The 13,958-nt window shown below is 77.6% G+C and carries 20 protein-coding genes; 15 read left to right on the top strand and 5 right to left on the bottom strand.

Annotated elements, in window-relative coordinates:
• The first annotated feature begins 26 nt into the window (after nt 1-26).
• Nucleotides 27-1,199 (top strand): TetR/AcrR family transcriptional regulator, encoded by a 1,173-nt coding sequence (locus ABD994_RS18835; RefSeq protein WP_345418360.1) that lies wholly within the window; start codon nt 27-29, stop codon nt 1,197-1,199.
• On the opposite strand, the gene ABD994_RS18830 is transcribed toward ABD994_RS18835, so the two are convergent.
• Nucleotides 1,185-1,823, bottom strand: a complete 639-nt coding sequence (locus ABD994_RS18830; RefSeq protein WP_345418357.1) for a LysE family translocator — start codon at nt 1,821-1,823, stop codon at nt 1,185-1,187. The genes ABD994_RS18835 and ABD994_RS18830 overlap by 15 nt on opposite strands.
• Nucleotides 1,824-2,006: 183 nt before the next feature.
• On the opposite strand from ABD994_RS18830, the gene ABD994_RS18825 reads away from it, so the two are divergent.
• Both ABD994_RS18825 and ABD994_RS18820 read left to right on the top strand, forming a co-directional pair.
• Nucleotides 2,007-2,354 (top strand): DUF3099 domain-containing protein, encoded by a 348-nt coding sequence (locus ABD994_RS18825; RefSeq protein ID WP_345418354.1) that lies wholly within the window; start codon nt 2,007-2,009, stop codon nt 2,352-2,354.
• 3 nt (nt 2,355-2,357) lie between these two features.
• Nucleotides 2,358-3,761 (top strand): MFS transporter, encoded by a 1,404-nt coding sequence (locus ABD994_RS18820; RefSeq protein ID WP_345418351.1) that lies wholly within the window; start codon nt 2,358-2,360, stop codon nt 3,759-3,761.
• Here the strand turns inward: ABD994_RS18820 and ABD994_RS18815 are convergent.
• A complete protein-coding gene (locus tag ABD994_RS18815; RefSeq protein WP_345418348.1) occupies nt 3,758-4,258 on the bottom strand; it encodes a hypothetical protein in 501 nt (166 codons plus the stop codon). The genes ABD994_RS18820 and ABD994_RS18815 overlap by 4 nt on opposite strands.
• A gap of 13 nt (nt 4,259-4,271) precedes the next feature.
• Entirely contained in the window at nt 4,272-4,634 is a 363-nt protein-coding gene (locus ABD994_RS18810; RefSeq protein ID WP_345418346.1) for a nuclear transport factor 2 family protein, read from the bottom strand.
• Between the two features lie 79 nt (nt 4,635-4,713).
• Between ABD994_RS18810 and ABD994_RS18805 the strand changes: the two genes are divergently transcribed.
• Nucleotides 4,714-5,115, top strand: coding sequence for an ATP-binding protein (locus ABD994_RS18805; RefSeq protein ID WP_345418343.1), 402 nt, complete (start codon nt 4,714-4,716; stop codon nt 5,113-5,115).
• 13 nt (nt 5,116-5,128) lie between these two features.
• Here the strand turns inward: ABD994_RS18805 and ABD994_RS18800 are convergent, their stop codons facing one another.
• Entirely contained in the window at nt 5,129-5,311 is a 183-nt protein-coding gene (locus ABD994_RS18800) for a hypothetical protein (RefSeq protein WP_345418340.1), read from the bottom strand.
• Between the two features lie 249 nt (nt 5,312-5,560).
• On the opposite strand from ABD994_RS18800, the gene ABD994_RS18795 reads away from it, so the two are divergent.
• Nucleotides 5,561-6,394: an alpha/beta fold hydrolase gene (locus ABD994_RS18795; protein ID WP_345418337.1), complete on the top strand. Its 834-nt coding sequence runs from the start codon at nt 5,561-5,563 to the stop codon at nt 6,392-6,394.
• Nucleotides 6,395-6,401: 7 nt separating this feature from the next.
• On the opposite strand, the gene ABD994_RS18790 is transcribed toward ABD994_RS18795, so the two are convergent.
• Nucleotides 6,402-6,806 carry a RidA family protein gene (locus ABD994_RS18790; RefSeq protein WP_345418334.1) on the bottom strand — a complete coding sequence of 135 codons (405 nt, stop codon included), beginning with the start codon at nt 6,804-6,806 and terminating at the stop codon, nt 6,402-6,404.
• Nucleotides 6,807-6,875: 69 nt separating this feature from the next.
• Between ABD994_RS18790 and ABD994_RS18785 the strand changes: the two genes are divergently transcribed.
• The 10 genes from ABD994_RS18785 (at nt 6,876) to ABD994_RS18740 (ending at nt 13,775) form a co-directional block, all read left to right on the top strand.
• Complete coding sequence (locus ABD994_RS18785) at nt 6,876-7,481, top strand: TetR/AcrR family transcriptional regulator (protein WP_345418331.1); 606 nt, start codon at nt 6,876-6,878, stop codon at nt 7,479-7,481.
• Nucleotides 7,482-7,492: 11 nt separating this feature from the next.
• Nucleotides 7,493-8,839 carry an amidase gene (locus ABD994_RS18780; protein ID WP_345418328.1) on the top strand — a complete coding sequence of 449 codons (1,347 nt, stop codon included), beginning with the start codon at nt 7,493-7,495 and terminating at the stop codon, nt 8,837-8,839.
• 179 nt (nt 8,840-9,018) lie between these two features.
• Entirely contained in the window at nt 9,019-9,972 is a 954-nt protein-coding gene (locus tag ABD994_RS18775; RefSeq protein WP_345418325.1) for an acyl-CoA dehydrogenase family protein, read from the top strand.
• Nucleotides 9,969-10,712, top strand: a complete 744-nt coding sequence (locus ABD994_RS18770; RefSeq protein WP_345418322.1) for a PIG-L deacetylase family protein — start codon at nt 9,969-9,971, stop codon at nt 10,710-10,712. Before ABD994_RS18775 ends, ABD994_RS18770 begins: the two co-directional genes overlap by 4 nt.
• On the top strand, nt 10,709-11,317 hold the full coding sequence (locus ABD994_RS18765; RefSeq protein WP_345418319.1) for a class I SAM-dependent methyltransferase: 609 nt from the start codon (nt 10,709-10,711) through the stop codon (nt 11,315-11,317). The genes ABD994_RS18770 and ABD994_RS18765 overlap by 4 nt, the downstream gene beginning before the upstream one ends.
• On the top strand, nt 11,314-12,102 hold the full coding sequence (locus tag ABD994_RS18760; protein WP_345418316.1) for a glycosyltransferase family 2 protein: 789 nt from the start codon (nt 11,314-11,316) through the stop codon (nt 12,100-12,102). The genes ABD994_RS18765 and ABD994_RS18760 overlap by 4 nt, the downstream gene beginning before the upstream one ends.
• A gap of 162 nt (nt 12,103-12,264) precedes the next feature.
• Nucleotides 12,265-12,486, top strand: a complete 222-nt coding sequence (locus ABD994_RS18755) for a hypothetical protein (protein ID WP_345418313.1) — start codon at nt 12,265-12,267, stop codon at nt 12,484-12,486.
• A 147-nt stretch (nt 12,487-12,633) separates the two neighbouring features.
• Nucleotides 12,634-13,062 carry an STAS domain-containing protein gene (locus tag ABD994_RS18750; RefSeq protein ID WP_345418310.1) on the top strand — a complete coding sequence of 143 codons (429 nt, stop codon included), beginning with the start codon at nt 12,634-12,636 and terminating at the stop codon, nt 13,060-13,062.
• Between the two features lie 13 nt (nt 13,063-13,075).
• Nucleotides 13,076-13,282, top strand: coding sequence for a DUF2795 domain-containing protein (locus ABD994_RS18745; RefSeq protein ID WP_345418307.1), 207 nt, complete (start codon nt 13,076-13,078; stop codon nt 13,280-13,282).
• Between the two features lie 13 nt (nt 13,283-13,295).
• On the top strand, nt 13,296-13,775 hold the full coding sequence (locus ABD994_RS18740; protein WP_345418304.1) for a nucleoside deaminase: 480 nt from the start codon (nt 13,296-13,298) through the stop codon (nt 13,773-13,775).
• Nucleotides 13,776-13,958 lie beyond the last annotated feature (183 nt).

Here is a 13,958-nt window from a genome sequence, read left to right as displayed (position 1 = left end):
AAGGCGTGGACGAGGGGGCGAGCGGCGTGACGACCACGGGGCGCGAACAGACGTTCACGCGCCGTCGTCCGCGCGACCGGCGCCGGCAGATCCTCGCCGCCGCCGCGGCGCGGTTCTGGTCGCTGGGCTACCACCAGGTCGGCATGGCCGACGTGGCCACGGCCGTCGACATCGCCCCGAGCGCGCTCTACCGGCACGTCCGCGGCAAGCAGGAGCTGCTGCTCGCCGTCCTCGACGATCACCTGGTCCGCATCGAGGCGCTCGTGGCCGCGCCCGGCGGCGACCTCCTCGACGGGCTCGCCGCGCTCGCGCTCGAGCGGCGCGAGTTCGGGCTGCTCTGGGAGCGCGAGGCCGGGCACCTCCCCGACGACGAGCGCCGGGCGATCCGTCACCGGCTGCGGGCGGTGGCGGACGTCGTCGCGGCGCACGCGGGCGGGGACGCCGCCGACCTGCGGTCGTGGGCCGCGCTCTCGGTGCTCGACAGCCCGTCGCACCACCGCTTCCGGCTCGACGAGGGGCGCTTCGCGCCGCTGCTCGCGGGCGCCGCCCGGGCCGTCCTGACCGCGCCGCTGCCACCCGCGTCCGGTGGGACCGACGACGTCGCGCGCCCCGGCGTGCTCGCCCCCGCCGCGCGCCGCGAGGCGCTGCTCGCGGCGGCGACGCGCCTGTTCGGCGAGCGCGGCTACCCCGCGGTCGGTCTCACCGACATCGGTGCGGCGGCCGGCATCGCCGGCCCGAGCGTCTACCGGCACTTCGCGACCAAGACCGACCTGCTGCTGCGGGTGCTGCACCGCGGTGACGAGGCGCTGTGGCTGGGGCTGCACCACGCCCTGGCGCGCGGCGCCGACCCCGGCGACGCCCTCGCGCGGCTGGCCGCCGACTACACGGCCTTCGTCGCCGACAACCCGGAGATCGTCAGCGTCCTGATCTCCCAGGTCATCCACCTGCCCGACCCGGACCGCGCCGCGCTGCGGCGCTCCCAGCGCGACTACCTCGGCGAGTGGGTCGCGCTGCTGACCGCGGCCCGTCCCGGTCTGCCGCCGGACGAGGCGCGGGTGCTCGTCCACGCCGCGCTCGCGCTGGTCAACAGCGTGGCGCGGGTGCACCACCTGGCGCTGTGCCCCGGCGCCCGGGCCCGCACGGCCGCCCTGGCCGGCGCGGTGCTGGCGGCGGTCCCGGGCGCGTCAGGCCGCGCGTGACGTCGTCGCGAGCCCCGCGCCCAGCCCGATCATCGCCACCCCGCCGGCGCCCCCGAGCACCGCGAGACGCCGCGGCGAGCGGGCGAACCACGCCCGCGCCGTGCCCGCCCCGAGCGCCCAGGTGCTGTCGAAGAGCAGCCCGATCGACGTCATGACGACGCCGAGCACGACGACCTGCGGTCCGGTCGGCGTGGCGGGGTCGAGGAACTGCGGGAGGAAGGCGACGAGGAAGACCGCGCTCTTCGGGTTGAGCAGGCCGACGACGAGACCGTCGAGCAGCGAGCGCCACCAGCCCGGCAGCGGGCGCGCCGTGGCCGGGGCGGCCAGCGCGGCGGCCGTGTCGTGGCGGTGGCGGATCGCGCTGATCCCGAGCAGCACCAGGTACGCCGCGCCGGCCAGCTTGAGCACGGTGAACGCCGCGGCCGACCCGGCGAGCACGGCCCCGAGACCGACGCCGACGGCCATCACCTGCAGCCCGATGCCGATCGCGTTGCCGGCGACCGAGCACAGCGCCCGGCGGCGGCCGGCGACGAGGGCGCGGCCGACGGCGAACACGACGCTGGGGCCCGGGACGGCGATGACGACGACGCAGGCGACGACGAAGGCGAGCAGGTGCGCGGGCACGGCCCCGAGCCTCGCCGGACGCGCCCGCGAGGTCCAGCGGATTCCCCGCCCGGGCCGTGACGGGACCCACCGCCGCCCCGCCGGCCCCGACGGATGGGCCGGCGGGCCCGGGGCGTTGATCCTGGTACCGGCCCGGACGGGCCGGATCGTCACCGGACAACGAGGTCCGGGGAGGAGGGAGTCGTGACCCGTCACGACCAGCCGGTCCTGATCACCGGCGCGGCGGTGTCCCCCGCCGAGGAGTTCGCCGCCCGCCGCCGTCGTTACTCGCTCATCATGTCCCTGCGCATCCCGTGCCTGGTCGTGGCCGGGGTGCTGGCCCTCGGGTTCGGCTGGACCATCGCGGCCGCCGTGCTCGTCGTCGCGTCGGTACCGCTGCCGTGGGTGGCGGTGCTCATCGCCAACGACGGGCCGCCGCGCAAGGCCGAGCCCGTCGCCCGCTACCGCAGCGACCGCGTCCTCGAGACGCCGTCGCGGCCCGCGCTCGAGTCGGGCGTCGTGATCGACGCGCCGACCGACCGGGCGGCCTGACCCGTGGGCGGTGAGCAGGCCGGCTCCTGGGCGCAGATGGTCGCGCCCGGGCGCCGCGGCGCGGTGACGGTGCTCGCCGGCGGCACCCTGATGTTCGCCGTCGACACCTACGTCACCGCGAGCCTGCTGCCGTCCGCGGTCGCCGAGATCGGCGGGGCGGCGTTCTACGCCTGGCCGACCACGGTCTTCCTGCTCGCCGCCGTCGTGGCGTCGTCGCTGACCAGCCGCGTGCTGGCGGCCGTCCCGGCGGGGCGGGCCTACCTCGTCGCGCTCGGGGTGTTCGCGGCCGGCGCGCTGATCGACGCCGTCGCCCCGTCGATGCCGGTGCTGCTGGTCGGGCGGCTGGTGCAGGGCGCCGGCGGTGGGCTGCTCGCCGGCATGGGCTACGCCCTCATCCGCATCACGCTGCCCCGCTCGCTGTGGACGCGCGGCAGCGCGCTGATCGCCGCGATGTGGGGCGTCGCGCTGGTCGTCGGCCCCGGCCTCGGCGGGCTGCTCGCCGGGGCGGGGCAGTGGCGCTGGGCGTTCGGGGCCCTCGTGGTCGCCAGCCTGCTGATCGGCGCGATCGTCCCCTCGGCGCTGCACCGCGCCCGCGCCCGCACGTCGCCCGGGCCGTTCCCCCTGGGCTCGGTGCTCCTCGTCGGCGCCGCCGCGGCCGTGCTGAGCGTGGCGGGGCTGGCCGCCGACCTGCTCGTCGCGGGCGTCGGCCTGGCCGCCGCCGCCGTGCTGCTCGTCGGCTTCGTCGCCCACGAGCGCCGCACGGCCGCCGCCGTGCTCCCGCGCGCCACCTTCCGTCCCGGCTCGCCGCTGCGCTGGATCTACGGGCTGAGCGCGGTGCTCGTCGGCGTCTCGGGCGTGGAAGCGTTCGTCCCCCTGGCCGGGCAGCAGGTGGCCGGACTGGCGCCGGTCGCCGCCGGCTTCCTCGGCGTCGCGCTGGGCGCGGGCTGGGTCGCCGGCGAGATGATCAGCGCGTCCGCCCGGCGCCCGCGGTGGCGCGTGCTCGCCGGACCGGGTCTTCTCGCCGCCGGCACCGTCCTCGTCGCCGTCGGTGTGGTCGCCCTCGACGGGTCGGGCGCGGTGGCGGTGTGGGCCGTCGGCCTCGTCGCGGGCGGGTTCGGCATCGGCACCGCGTGGCCGCACCTGGCCGCGTCGGCGATCGGCGGCGCGGAGCCCGACCCCGACGGGGAGCAGGACGAGGGCGAGGCCGACAAGGCGTCCGCCGCGGTCACCACCGTGCAGATGCTCGCGGTCTCCGTCGGCACCGCCCTCGGCGGCGTGTCCCTCGCCCTCGGCGACGGCGACCCGCTGGCGTCGGCCCGCTGGCTGTTCGCGACGTTCGCCGTCGCGGCCGTGCTCGGCGCGCTCACCGCCCGCCCGGCGTCGCGCGGCGTGCCGGTGGAGATCTAGCGCAGGATCTCCACCAGCAGCACCCACGCGTTGACCAGGCCGGCGAGCAGCGCGGCCGCCACCGCGGCCGGGAGCCAGTACAACCCGCCGAGCGAGGTGGTGAGCAGGCCGACCGCGGCCAGGACGGGGGCGAGGACGACGATCGCGGTCGGCAGGACCGTCGCCAGCACCCACGAGATCACCGGCTGTTCCGCGGCCCGCGAGCCGGGCCGGGCGACCCGGACCAGGGAGGGTGCCGTGCCCACGGAGATGGCCAGGAGCTCGAGCGCCAGGGCGACGTCCGGCTGCCCGGGGACCAGCAGGGCGAGCGAGATGAACACGGGCAGCGCCAGCAGCACCAGCGCCTGGGCGCCGCGGCGGGTGATGCGGGGGTCGGCGAGGATCGTCCGGATGTTGATCGAGACGGCGACGAACAGCAGCCCGGCGAGCGCCGCCGCGGCCCCGGCCATCCCCGCGGCGAAGTCGGACCACGGCGCGCTGTCGTAGGCGGGGTCCACGGGATCCACGGGGTCAGCCGGTCAGGCGCTCGCGCATCGCCGCGGCCACGGCCTGCAGCGCCGAGAGCGGGCGGATCATCACCGTGAGCCGGTCGATGGCGCCGTCGGCGTCGTGGTGCAGGAGGTCGATGCCCTCGAGCTCGCGGTCGCCGACGTGGGCGCGGAAGACGAGCAGGTGATCGTCCCCGCCGTCGATCTCGCCGACGTACCGGAAGTCCTCGAACACCGTGACGACCGCCTGCAGGATCGGCGCGACGGCGTCGCGGCCGCGGTACGGCGAGTGCACGACCGGGCTGTGGAACTCGACGTCGTCGGCGAGCAGGGCGACGGCGGCCTCGATGTCACCGCTCTCGACGGCGTCGCGGAAGGTGGTCACGAGCGGCCCCGTGCCGGCGGATTGATCTCGGCGTCCACCGGGAACAGCCTACGGCCAGGACAGGTCGTGAGGGGGCGCGGTGGGCGAGGTCGACGAGGCGTTGCACCTCGAGGCGCCCGCGACCCCGGCCCACGTCGGGCGCCTCCGGCGTGCCGTTCGGCGATGGCTGCGCGCGGTGCTCGGCGAGGACGAGGACGCCGTCGACAACCTGACGCTGGCCGTGAGCGAGGCCCTCGAGAACTCGGCCGAGCACGCCTACGCCGGCCAGGACGAGGCGGGCACCATGACGCTCTCCGCGGAGCGGGACCCCGCGCGCAGGACGCTGGTGATCTCGGTGTCCGACACCGGATCGTGGCGCGCACCCACGGACTCCGGCGGCTACCGCGGCCGCGGGCTCGCGCTCATTGAGGAGCTGGCGGCCGCCCACACCGTGTCGCCCGGACCGACCGGGACGACGGTGACGCTGCGCCACCCCGCCTGACGACCGGCCGGTGTCAGGCCTGGGCCGGGCGCGGGGCGCGCACCATGCGGCGTGGCGCACGACGGTCGGCCGAGCGCGTCGTCACCGTCCCGCGGGTGGTCGACGGGCGCGGCGTCGGCACCGACGACGTCGCCCGCGGCTCGAGCAGCTCCAGGGCGGAGTCCGGGATGAGGGCCAGCTCCCGATTCGTGATCATGTCCGCTGCCCTTCCTGTGCGTGCCGGGCGTCCTGGGACCCGGGCGGCTTCCTCCAGTGAACGCGCTCACGTCCGATCCGGCTCCCTCGTGCGCCACCGGATCGATCAGGCGGCGGCCGATCGGCGGCCGGTGGTCAGCCCCGGGGGACGAGCGGCGGCGCGGCGAGGAGCGGTCGGCGTGTCCGGGAATGCTCGCCCGGGTACGTCAGTTGTGGACGATCACATCGCCCACGATGGAAGGACTGCGAGATGCCCACGCTCACCGTCGGGAACGAGAACGGCAGCCCGATCGACCTCTACTACGAGGACCACGGCGCGGGCCGCCCCGTGGTGCTCATCCACGGCTGGCCGCTCTCCGGTCGCTCGTGGGAGAAGCAGGTGCCCGCCCTCGTCGAGGCCGGCCACCGCGTCGTCACCTACGACCGCCGCGGCTTCGGCGCGTCGTCGCAGCCCTGGTCGGGCTACGACTACGACACCTTCGCCGCCGACCTGGACGCCCTGCTGCGCCACCTCGACCTCCGCGACGCGACGCTCGTCGGGTTCTCGATGGGCGGTGGCGAGGTCGCCCGCTACCTCGGCCGCTACGGCAGCGAGCGCGTGGCGCGCGCGGTGTTCGCCAGCGCGGTCCCGCCCTTCCTCCACCAGACCGACGACAACCCCGACGGCGGCCTCGACGACGCCACCATCCAGGGCTTCCTCGACGGCGTCACCGGCGACCGCGTGGCGTTCCTCGACGGGTTCGTGACGAACTTCTTCACCGCCGGCAACCGCTCGGACCTCATCAGCGAGCCCGCGCGGCTCTACCACCGCGAGATCGCCGAGTTCGCGTCGCCCCAGGGCACGCTCGAGTGCATCAAGGCCTTCAGCTACACCGACTTCCGCGACGACCTCGCCAGGATCGACGTGCCCACGCTCGTCATCCACGGCGACTCGGACGCCATCGTGCCGTTCGAGGTCTCCGGCAAGCGCACCGCCGAGATCGTGGAGGGCGCGACGACCGTCGTCGTGGAGGGCGGGCCGCACGGCGTCAACGCCACCCACGCCGAGGAGTTCAACCGCGCCCTGCTCGAGTTCCTCGGGTAGCCGTCGCTCAGGGGAGCACGGCCGTCGCCTCGACCTCGACGAGGAGGTCGGGCTCGCCGAGTGCGGTGACGCCGACCAGTGTGATGGCCGGCGTGACCTGCCCGAGGGCCATGGCCGCGCGCATCGCGCCCTCGCCGAAGGCGCCCATCTTCTCGGGCGTCAGGTCCACGACGTAGACGGTCATCTTGGCGACGTCGTGGAGGGTGCCGCCCACGCCCGCGAGGGCCGTGGCGACGTTGCGGTACGCCTGCTCGGTCTGGGTGGCGAGGTCGCCCGGGCCGACGGGCGTGCCGTCGGCGGTGCGCGCGACCTGGCCGGACACGAACACGGTGCGCGTCCCCGTGGCCACCGCGACCTGGCGGTAGACGTCGGGAGCGGGCAGGCCGGCGGGGTTGAGCAGCTCGACGGGCATGGCGTCCTCCGTGACGAATAGCGTTGTTATGTCTCGTGAGGTATAGCAGCGTTATGTCACACTCGGCAAGTGCCCCGCCCTCCCGACCCCGCCGTGCGCACCGCGCTCATCGAGCAGGCCGCCGCGATGCTCGTCGCCCGCGAGCCGGTGACCCTGCGCGGTCTCGCGACGCGGGTCGGCACCTCGACGATGGCGGTCTACACGCACTTCGACGGCATGCCGGGCCTGTGGGCGGCGGTGCGGCAGGAGGGCTTCGCCCGCCTCGCGCGCCGCCTCGCGGGCGTCGCCGCGACCGACGACCCGGTCCGCGACCTCGCCGCCCTCGGCGCCGCCTACGCGGCGAACGCCGTCGAGCACCCGGCGCTCTACCGCGCCATGTTCGACGCGGCCGCCGACCTCCCCGACCCGGAGGCGGCGGGCGCCGCGTTCACGGTGCTCGTCGAGGCTGCAGCCCGCGCCGTCGAGGCCGGCCGCTTCGTCGCCGCGGACCCGGTCGCGGTGGCCACGCGGCAGTGGGCGTCCGGGCACGGGCTGCTCCTGCTCGTGATCTCCGGGGTCCTGCCCGGCGCGGCGCTCGACGAGCACGCGCCCGCCGTCCTGACCGCCCTGTTCGCCGCGGCCGGCGACGACCCGGGGCGCTCCGCGGCGTCGGTCCGCGACGGCTGGCAGCGCTAGGTTCACCACCCGTGGACGCCGCCGCGCTCGTCGCCGACACCCCCCGCGCCCAGGTCGCCGCCCTGCGCCGCGGGGACGTCAGCGCCGTCGAGCTGGCCGCGGCCGCGGTCGCGGCGGCCCGCGCGCTCGACGCCCGGGTCAACGCCTTCGTCGCGATCGACGAGGACGCCGCGCACGCCGCCGCGCAGGAGGCCGACCGCCGGCGCGCCGCGGGCGAGGACGGCCCGCTGCTCGGCGTCCCGATCGCGCTCAAGGACGACCTCGACGCGGCCGGGCACGTCACGTCCTGGGGCACGCGGTCGCGGCGCACCCCGGCCCGCGCCGACGGCCCCGTCGTGACGACGCTGCGCGCGGCCGGCGCCGTCCCGGTCGGCCGCACGACCCTGCCCGAGCTCGCGCTCTACGGGTTCACCGAGTCCGAGCGCTTCGGGATCACCCGCAACCCGGTCGACCCCGGCCGCACGCCCGGCGGCTCGTCCGGCGGCTCCGCGGCCGCCGTCGCGGGCGGGGCCGTCGGCATCGCGACCGCCAGCGACGGCGCGGGCTCGATCCGCATCCCGGCCTCCTGCTGCGGGCTCGTGGGCATCAAGCCCGGCGCCGGCCGCACCCCCGGCGGCGGCTGGAACGGGCTGTCGGTCCAGGGCTGCCTGACCCGCCGGGTCGCCGACTCCGCGCTCTACCTCGACCTGCTCGGCGACTTCCCGGCACCGCTCGCGGCGGCGGCCGAGGCCGACCCCGGGCCGCTGCGGATCGGCGTCGACCTCACCTCGCCGGTGGCGCCCGCGCTGCCGCTCGACCCCGAGCTGGCCGCGGCCGTGCGGCGCACCGCCGACACCCTCGCGGACCTGGGCCACGACGTGCGCGAGGTCCGCACGCGCTGGGGCACCGCGCCGCTGGGCTTCGTCGCCCGCATGCTGCACGGCGTCGCCACCGCCGCCGCCGAGGTCGACGACCCCGGCCTGCTGGAGGCCCGCACCGCCGAGGTCGCGTGGATCGGGCGGCGGATCCCCGACGCCGCGATCGCCCCCGCGCGCCGGCAGGGCGAGGCGCGGGGGCGGCGCCTGCTCGCCGACCTCGACGTGGACGTCCTGCTCACCCCGCCCGCGCGGGGACCGGCGCCGGCGATCGGGCGGTGGGCGGGCCGGCGCGGGCTGCCCACGATGCTCGCGCTCGCCCGCTTCTACGCCCACACACCGGGGTTCAACCACACCGGCCTCCCCGCGGCCGTCGTCCCGGTCGCCCGCTCCCGCGGCGGGCTGCCGCTCACGGTCCAGATCGTCACCGGGCCCGGTGAGGACGCCCGGCTGGTGGCCCTCGCGGCGCAGGTGGAGCGGGCGGTGGCGACCGCGCCGGTGTGATCCCCGCCCGGCTCCGGGCACGGGTGAGGTCCCCGGGGTCCGGGTAGTCCCGGCGCGGTCCGCCCGGCCCCGACCCGGCGTCGCCCCCGGTGACGCCCGCCCGACCGTGCGCCCGGGGTACAGCCCTCCGCCCCGAGCCGCCGCACGCACCCCCACCTCCGCGCGGCCCGAGGAGAGCGATGACGCCGTTCGACGCGGTGCGGCCCGTGCTCGGGTCGTTCCGGACCGCACCGACACCCCGGGGCGTGGGCCGCACCCGGCACAACCTCGGTGTCCTCGCCGACGCCGCCGCGCGGGACCTGGACGTCGCCCGTCTCGCCGAGGCCCACCTCGACGCCGTCACGATCCTCGCCGAGCTCGGCGGCCCGGCCGTCCCTCCCGGCTCGTGCTGGGGCGTCTGGGCGTCCGAGCCGCCCGGGGTGGAGGTGCGGGCGCACCACGACGACGGCGCCTGGCGGCTGACGGGCCGCAAGCCGTTCTGCTCCGGCGCGGCCGGCCCCTGCACGCACGCGCTCGTCACCGCCCACGCCGACGACGGCCGTCGCCTCTTCGCGGTCGACCTCGCCGCGGACGGCCTCACCGTCACGACGGGGGAGTGGCGGGCCACGGGCATGCGCGGCAGCGCCGCGGCGACGGTGGACCTCGACGACGTGGCGGCCGTGGCGGTCGGGGGACCGGAGGCCTACCTCGACCGGCCGGGGTTCTGGCACGGCGCGGTCGCCGTGGCCGCGGCGTGGTTCGGCGGGGCCGTCGGCGTCGCCGCGCCGCTGCGCCGGGCCGGGCGCGAGGGCCGTCTCGACGACCACGGGCTGGCCCACCTCGGCGCCGTGGACGCCGGCCTCGACGCCGCCCGGTGCCTGCTGCGCGGCGCCGCGGTCAGCCTCGACACGGAGCCCGGCGAGCCGGTCGCCACGGCCCGCCTGCGCGCCCTGCGGGTGCGCGCGGTCGTCGAGGCCGCCGTGGACGCCACCCTGTGCCGGACCGGCCGCGCCCTCGGGCCCGGCCCGCTCGTGCGCGACGCCGAGCACGCGCGGCGCGTCGCCGACCTCGAGATCTATGTCCGGCAGAGCCACGCCGAGCGCGACCTGGCCACGCTCGGGGCCCTCGCCGGCGATGCGGACGTGACGCTGTGAGCGCGCCGTCGCTGACGGGGCACGGCACGCCCGAGGAGGCCTGGTGGGGGCCCGGCGGGCTGGACACCGTGCCCGCCCGGGACCCGTGGGAGATCCGCCCGCCCGGCCGCGTCGTCGTGGTCGCCCCGCACCCCGACGACGAGGTGCTCGGCGTCGGCGGCACGCTCGCGGTCTGGGCGGCGGCGGGCACCGAGGTGGCGGTCGTCGCCGTCACCGACGGCGAGGGCTCGCACCCCGGCAGCCCGACGACGACCCCCGCCGCGCTCGCGGCGCGGCGGGCCGAGGAGCGCCGCGACGCGCTCGCGGTGCTCGGGGTCGAGGCCGCGGTGGCCCGGCTGCGGCTGCCCGACAGCGCCGTCGCGGCCGGCGACGTCGCCGACGCCCTCGGCGACCTGCTCCGCGCCGGCGACACCGTCGTCGTGCCGGTGGACGGCGACGGCCACCCCGACCACGACGCCGTCGCCGCCGGCGGTGCCCGCGCGGCCGCCGACGCGGGGGTGGCCTGCTGGCGCTACCCGGTGTGGCTGTGGCACTGGGCGCGGCCGGGGGCGGTGTCGTTCGACGGCGCCCGCCGGCTGGTGCTGCCGGGCACCGCGGTGCGGGCCAAGGGCGTCGCGATCTCGCGGTTCACCAGCCAGATCGCGCCGCTGTCGGACGACCCCCGCGACGCGACCGTGCTGTCGGACGCCGTGCTGGCGCGGTTCCGTCGCGACAGCGAGATCCTCTGGGGGCCGCGGTGAGCCTGTCCCGGGAGTACTTCGACGGCCTCTACGCCCGCGACGCCGACCCGTGGGGCATCGAGCGTGGTTGGTACGAGGAGCGCAAGCGCGCGGTCGTGCTCGCCTCGCTCCCGCGGATGCGCTACGCCCGCGCGTTCGAGCCCGGCTGCGCCGGCGGCGCCCTGTCGGTCGGGCTCGCCGAGCGGTGCGACGCGCTCGTGTGCCGCGACCCCGCCGAGCGCGCCGTCGAGGCCACCCGCGCGCGGCTCGCGGGCCGCCCCGGGGTGGACGTGGCTCGCGGCGCCCTGCCCGCCGACGTCCCCGGGGGCACGTTCGACCTGGTCGTCGCCTCGGAGGTCGTCTACTACCTCGACGACGGCGACCGGGACGCGTTCTGGAACGCGGTCGAGGGACTCCTGCGCCCGGGCGGCCACCTGCTCGCGGTGCACTGGCTGCGCGAGGCGCCGGAGTACCCGGTCGAGGGCGGCGCGGTGCACGACGAGCTCGCCGGGCGGCCGGCCCTCGCGCGCACCGTGCGGCACGACGAGGCGGACTTCCGTCTCGAGGTGTTCGCGCGCGTCCCGCCGCCGGCCCGCTCGGTGGCGCAGGAGACGGGGCTGCGGTGAGGCCCTCGCAGCGACCCGTGGTGGGCGTCGTCGTGCCGGCGCACGACGAGCAGGAGCTGCTCGGCGCGTGCCTGCACGCGGTGCGCGCGGCGGCCGGCGTGGTGCGCGGGCGTGCCCGGGTCGTCGTCCTCGTGGTGGCCGACGCGTGCACCGACGACACCGCGGAGGTCGCCCGGCGGCACGGCGTGCGGGTGCTGCGCCTCGACGCCCGCAACGTCGGTCGTGCCCGGGCCACGGGGATGGCGGCGCTGCTCGCCCGACGGGAACCACCGGTCTGGCTCGCGACGACCGACGCGGACTCGGTGGTCCCCCGCGGGTGGCTCGCCGCCCAGCTCGACGCCCGCGACCGGGGCGCGGAGGGCTGGGTCGGGACCGTGGCGGTGACCGACTGGTCGGGCGTCCCGCGGCCGGTGCGCCTCCGCTACCGCGCGGCCTACGACCCGGACGCCGACCGCGGCGACCCGCACCGCCACGTCCACGGCGCCAGCCTCGGGGTCGCGGCCGCCGCCTACCGGGCCGTCGGCGGCTTCCCGCCGTACCCGACCGGGGAGGACGTCGCGCTCGTCGCGGCGCTCGACCGCGGCGGGCACCGGGTGGTGCGCGACCGCACCCGGCCCGTCACCACCAGCGCCCGCAGCGAGGGACGGGCCCCGGACGGGTTCGCCGGACATCTCCGGGCGCTCGGCACGCATGTGGTGCCGGTCTCACCGGGTACCCGGACGGTCAGCGACCACCCGAGCCCGCGGTGGGAGCGCGGGAGCGGACCGGCGACGCGCATCGGCTGAGGCGCCGGCCGGACCCTCCGGGACCGTTCGACACCGAGACCACACCGCTCGAGCCCGCGGCGGAGCGCAGATGCCTGCCGCGCGCCGCCGTCCGCGGTGCGCCCGTCCGGGGAGCCGCCCGATGGCCGTGCTGTTGTCCGTACTCCGCCGCGGGGCGACCCCGTGAGCGCCGGGTCCGCCGCGTGGCGCGCCCGCGTCGACGCCGCCGTCGACCCGCGGTTCGAGCGCGCGTTCGCGATCGTCGACGCGCTCCGGGCCGAGCGCCAGCGCCCCGACGCCGACCGCACGGTGGCGCGCATCCGGCAGCTGCGCGGCGAGCTCGCCCGGCTGCTCGCCGAGGTCGACGGGGTGGCCCCGCCGCGCGATCCGCGGGGCACCCGATGAGCCGTCCGGACGGTGAGCGGTGCGCTCGGCGGTAGCTGCGGGTAACCTGACGGTGACAGATCGGGCGGTTGAGACCTCCACGCCGCCACGGACGACGCGGTCCGTCCCCTCGTGGGCGGGCCGCCCGTGGCTGTCCGAGGAGGCCCGATGACCATCGACACCGAGGCTCCGGTCCGCATCCGGACCGACGAGCCCGCCCCGGTCGCCGACCCCGAGGACCTCGGCCGGCGCCGGCGTGCCGCCGTCGCCCAGGCCGTCGCCCAGGCCGACCCGGCCGCGTCCGGACACCACCGGGCCGCCGTCGGCGTCCGGCGCTACGCGCCCGGGAGCGTCGCGCTCGCCCTGCGCGGGCGCTTCGACCGCGTCGGCCGCGAACGCCTGCGCGCCCTCGCCGCCGACGTCGAGCGGCAGGCACGCACCGAGCTCGTGATCGACCTCTCCGGTCTCGAGCACTGCGACAGCGGCCTCGCCCGCGTGCTCGGGCGGCTGCGCATCCGCTGCCTGGCCCACGGCGCCCGCGTCGAGCTGACCGACCCGCCCGAGGCGCTGGCCGCCGAGCTCGGCCATCGCTCGTGACCGAGGAGTGCCCGTGACCGACCGCGACGACCTCCGCGTCCGCAAGGCCCTGCAGGGCATGGCCTTCCCCGCCGACCGCACCCAGGTGATCTCCTGGGCCACCGACCGCGGGGAGCGTGACGACCGCGTGCTGACCGCCCTGCACGCGCTGCCCGACCGCACCTTCTCGAGCACCGACGACGTCGTGATCTCGGTGCCGCAGCGCCCCGACCGGGCCTGAGTACGGTCGGCGCGTGCCGCTCACCGACGACGACCGTGCCCACCTGCGCCGCTGCGTGGAGCTGGCGACCGAGGCGCTCGAGGCCGGCGACGAGCCGTTCGGCTCGGTGCTGGTCGGGCCGACCGGCGCCGTGCGCCACGAGGACCGCAACCGCGTCGCCGGCGGCGACGCGACCCGGCACCCCGAGTTCGAGCTGGCCCGCTGGGCGGCCGCGGAGATGACGCCGGACGAGCGCGCGGCGAGCACCGTCTACACCTCGGGGGAGCACTGCCCGATGTGCGCGGCCGCGCACGCGTGGGTGGGGCTGGGCCCGATCCTCTACGCGAGCTCGTCGGAGCAGCTCGCGCGCTGGCGCTCCGAGCTCGGCGCGGCCCCGGCGCCGGTGCGCCCACTGCCGATCATCGAGGTCGCCCCGGCGCTGCGCGTCAACGGCCCGGTGTCCCCGTTCGACGACGAGGTCCGCGAGCTCCACCGCCGCCTCGTCCGGGGCTGACGCCGACGCCCGTGACGACGGACGGCCCGGTCCCGCGCCGTGGAGGTCGGCGGGGGTCCGGGCCGTGGGTCACCGAGTCCTTCGTGCGTGATCTTCCGAGCTATGGCTCAGAAGATCACGCACGTAGAGGTCAGGCGAAGCCGTTGTCGTCGTGGCTGACGGTCTCGTAGGTGCCGTCGTGGT

It is taken from the genome of Actinomycetospora chlora, from assembly GCF_039542135.1.
In the GTDB taxonomy this organism is placed as follows: Bacteria; Actinomycetota; Actinomycetes; order Mycobacteriales; family Pseudonocardiaceae; genus Actinomycetospora; species Actinomycetospora chlora.
This window is presented reverse-complemented; position numbering and strand designations above follow the sequence as displayed.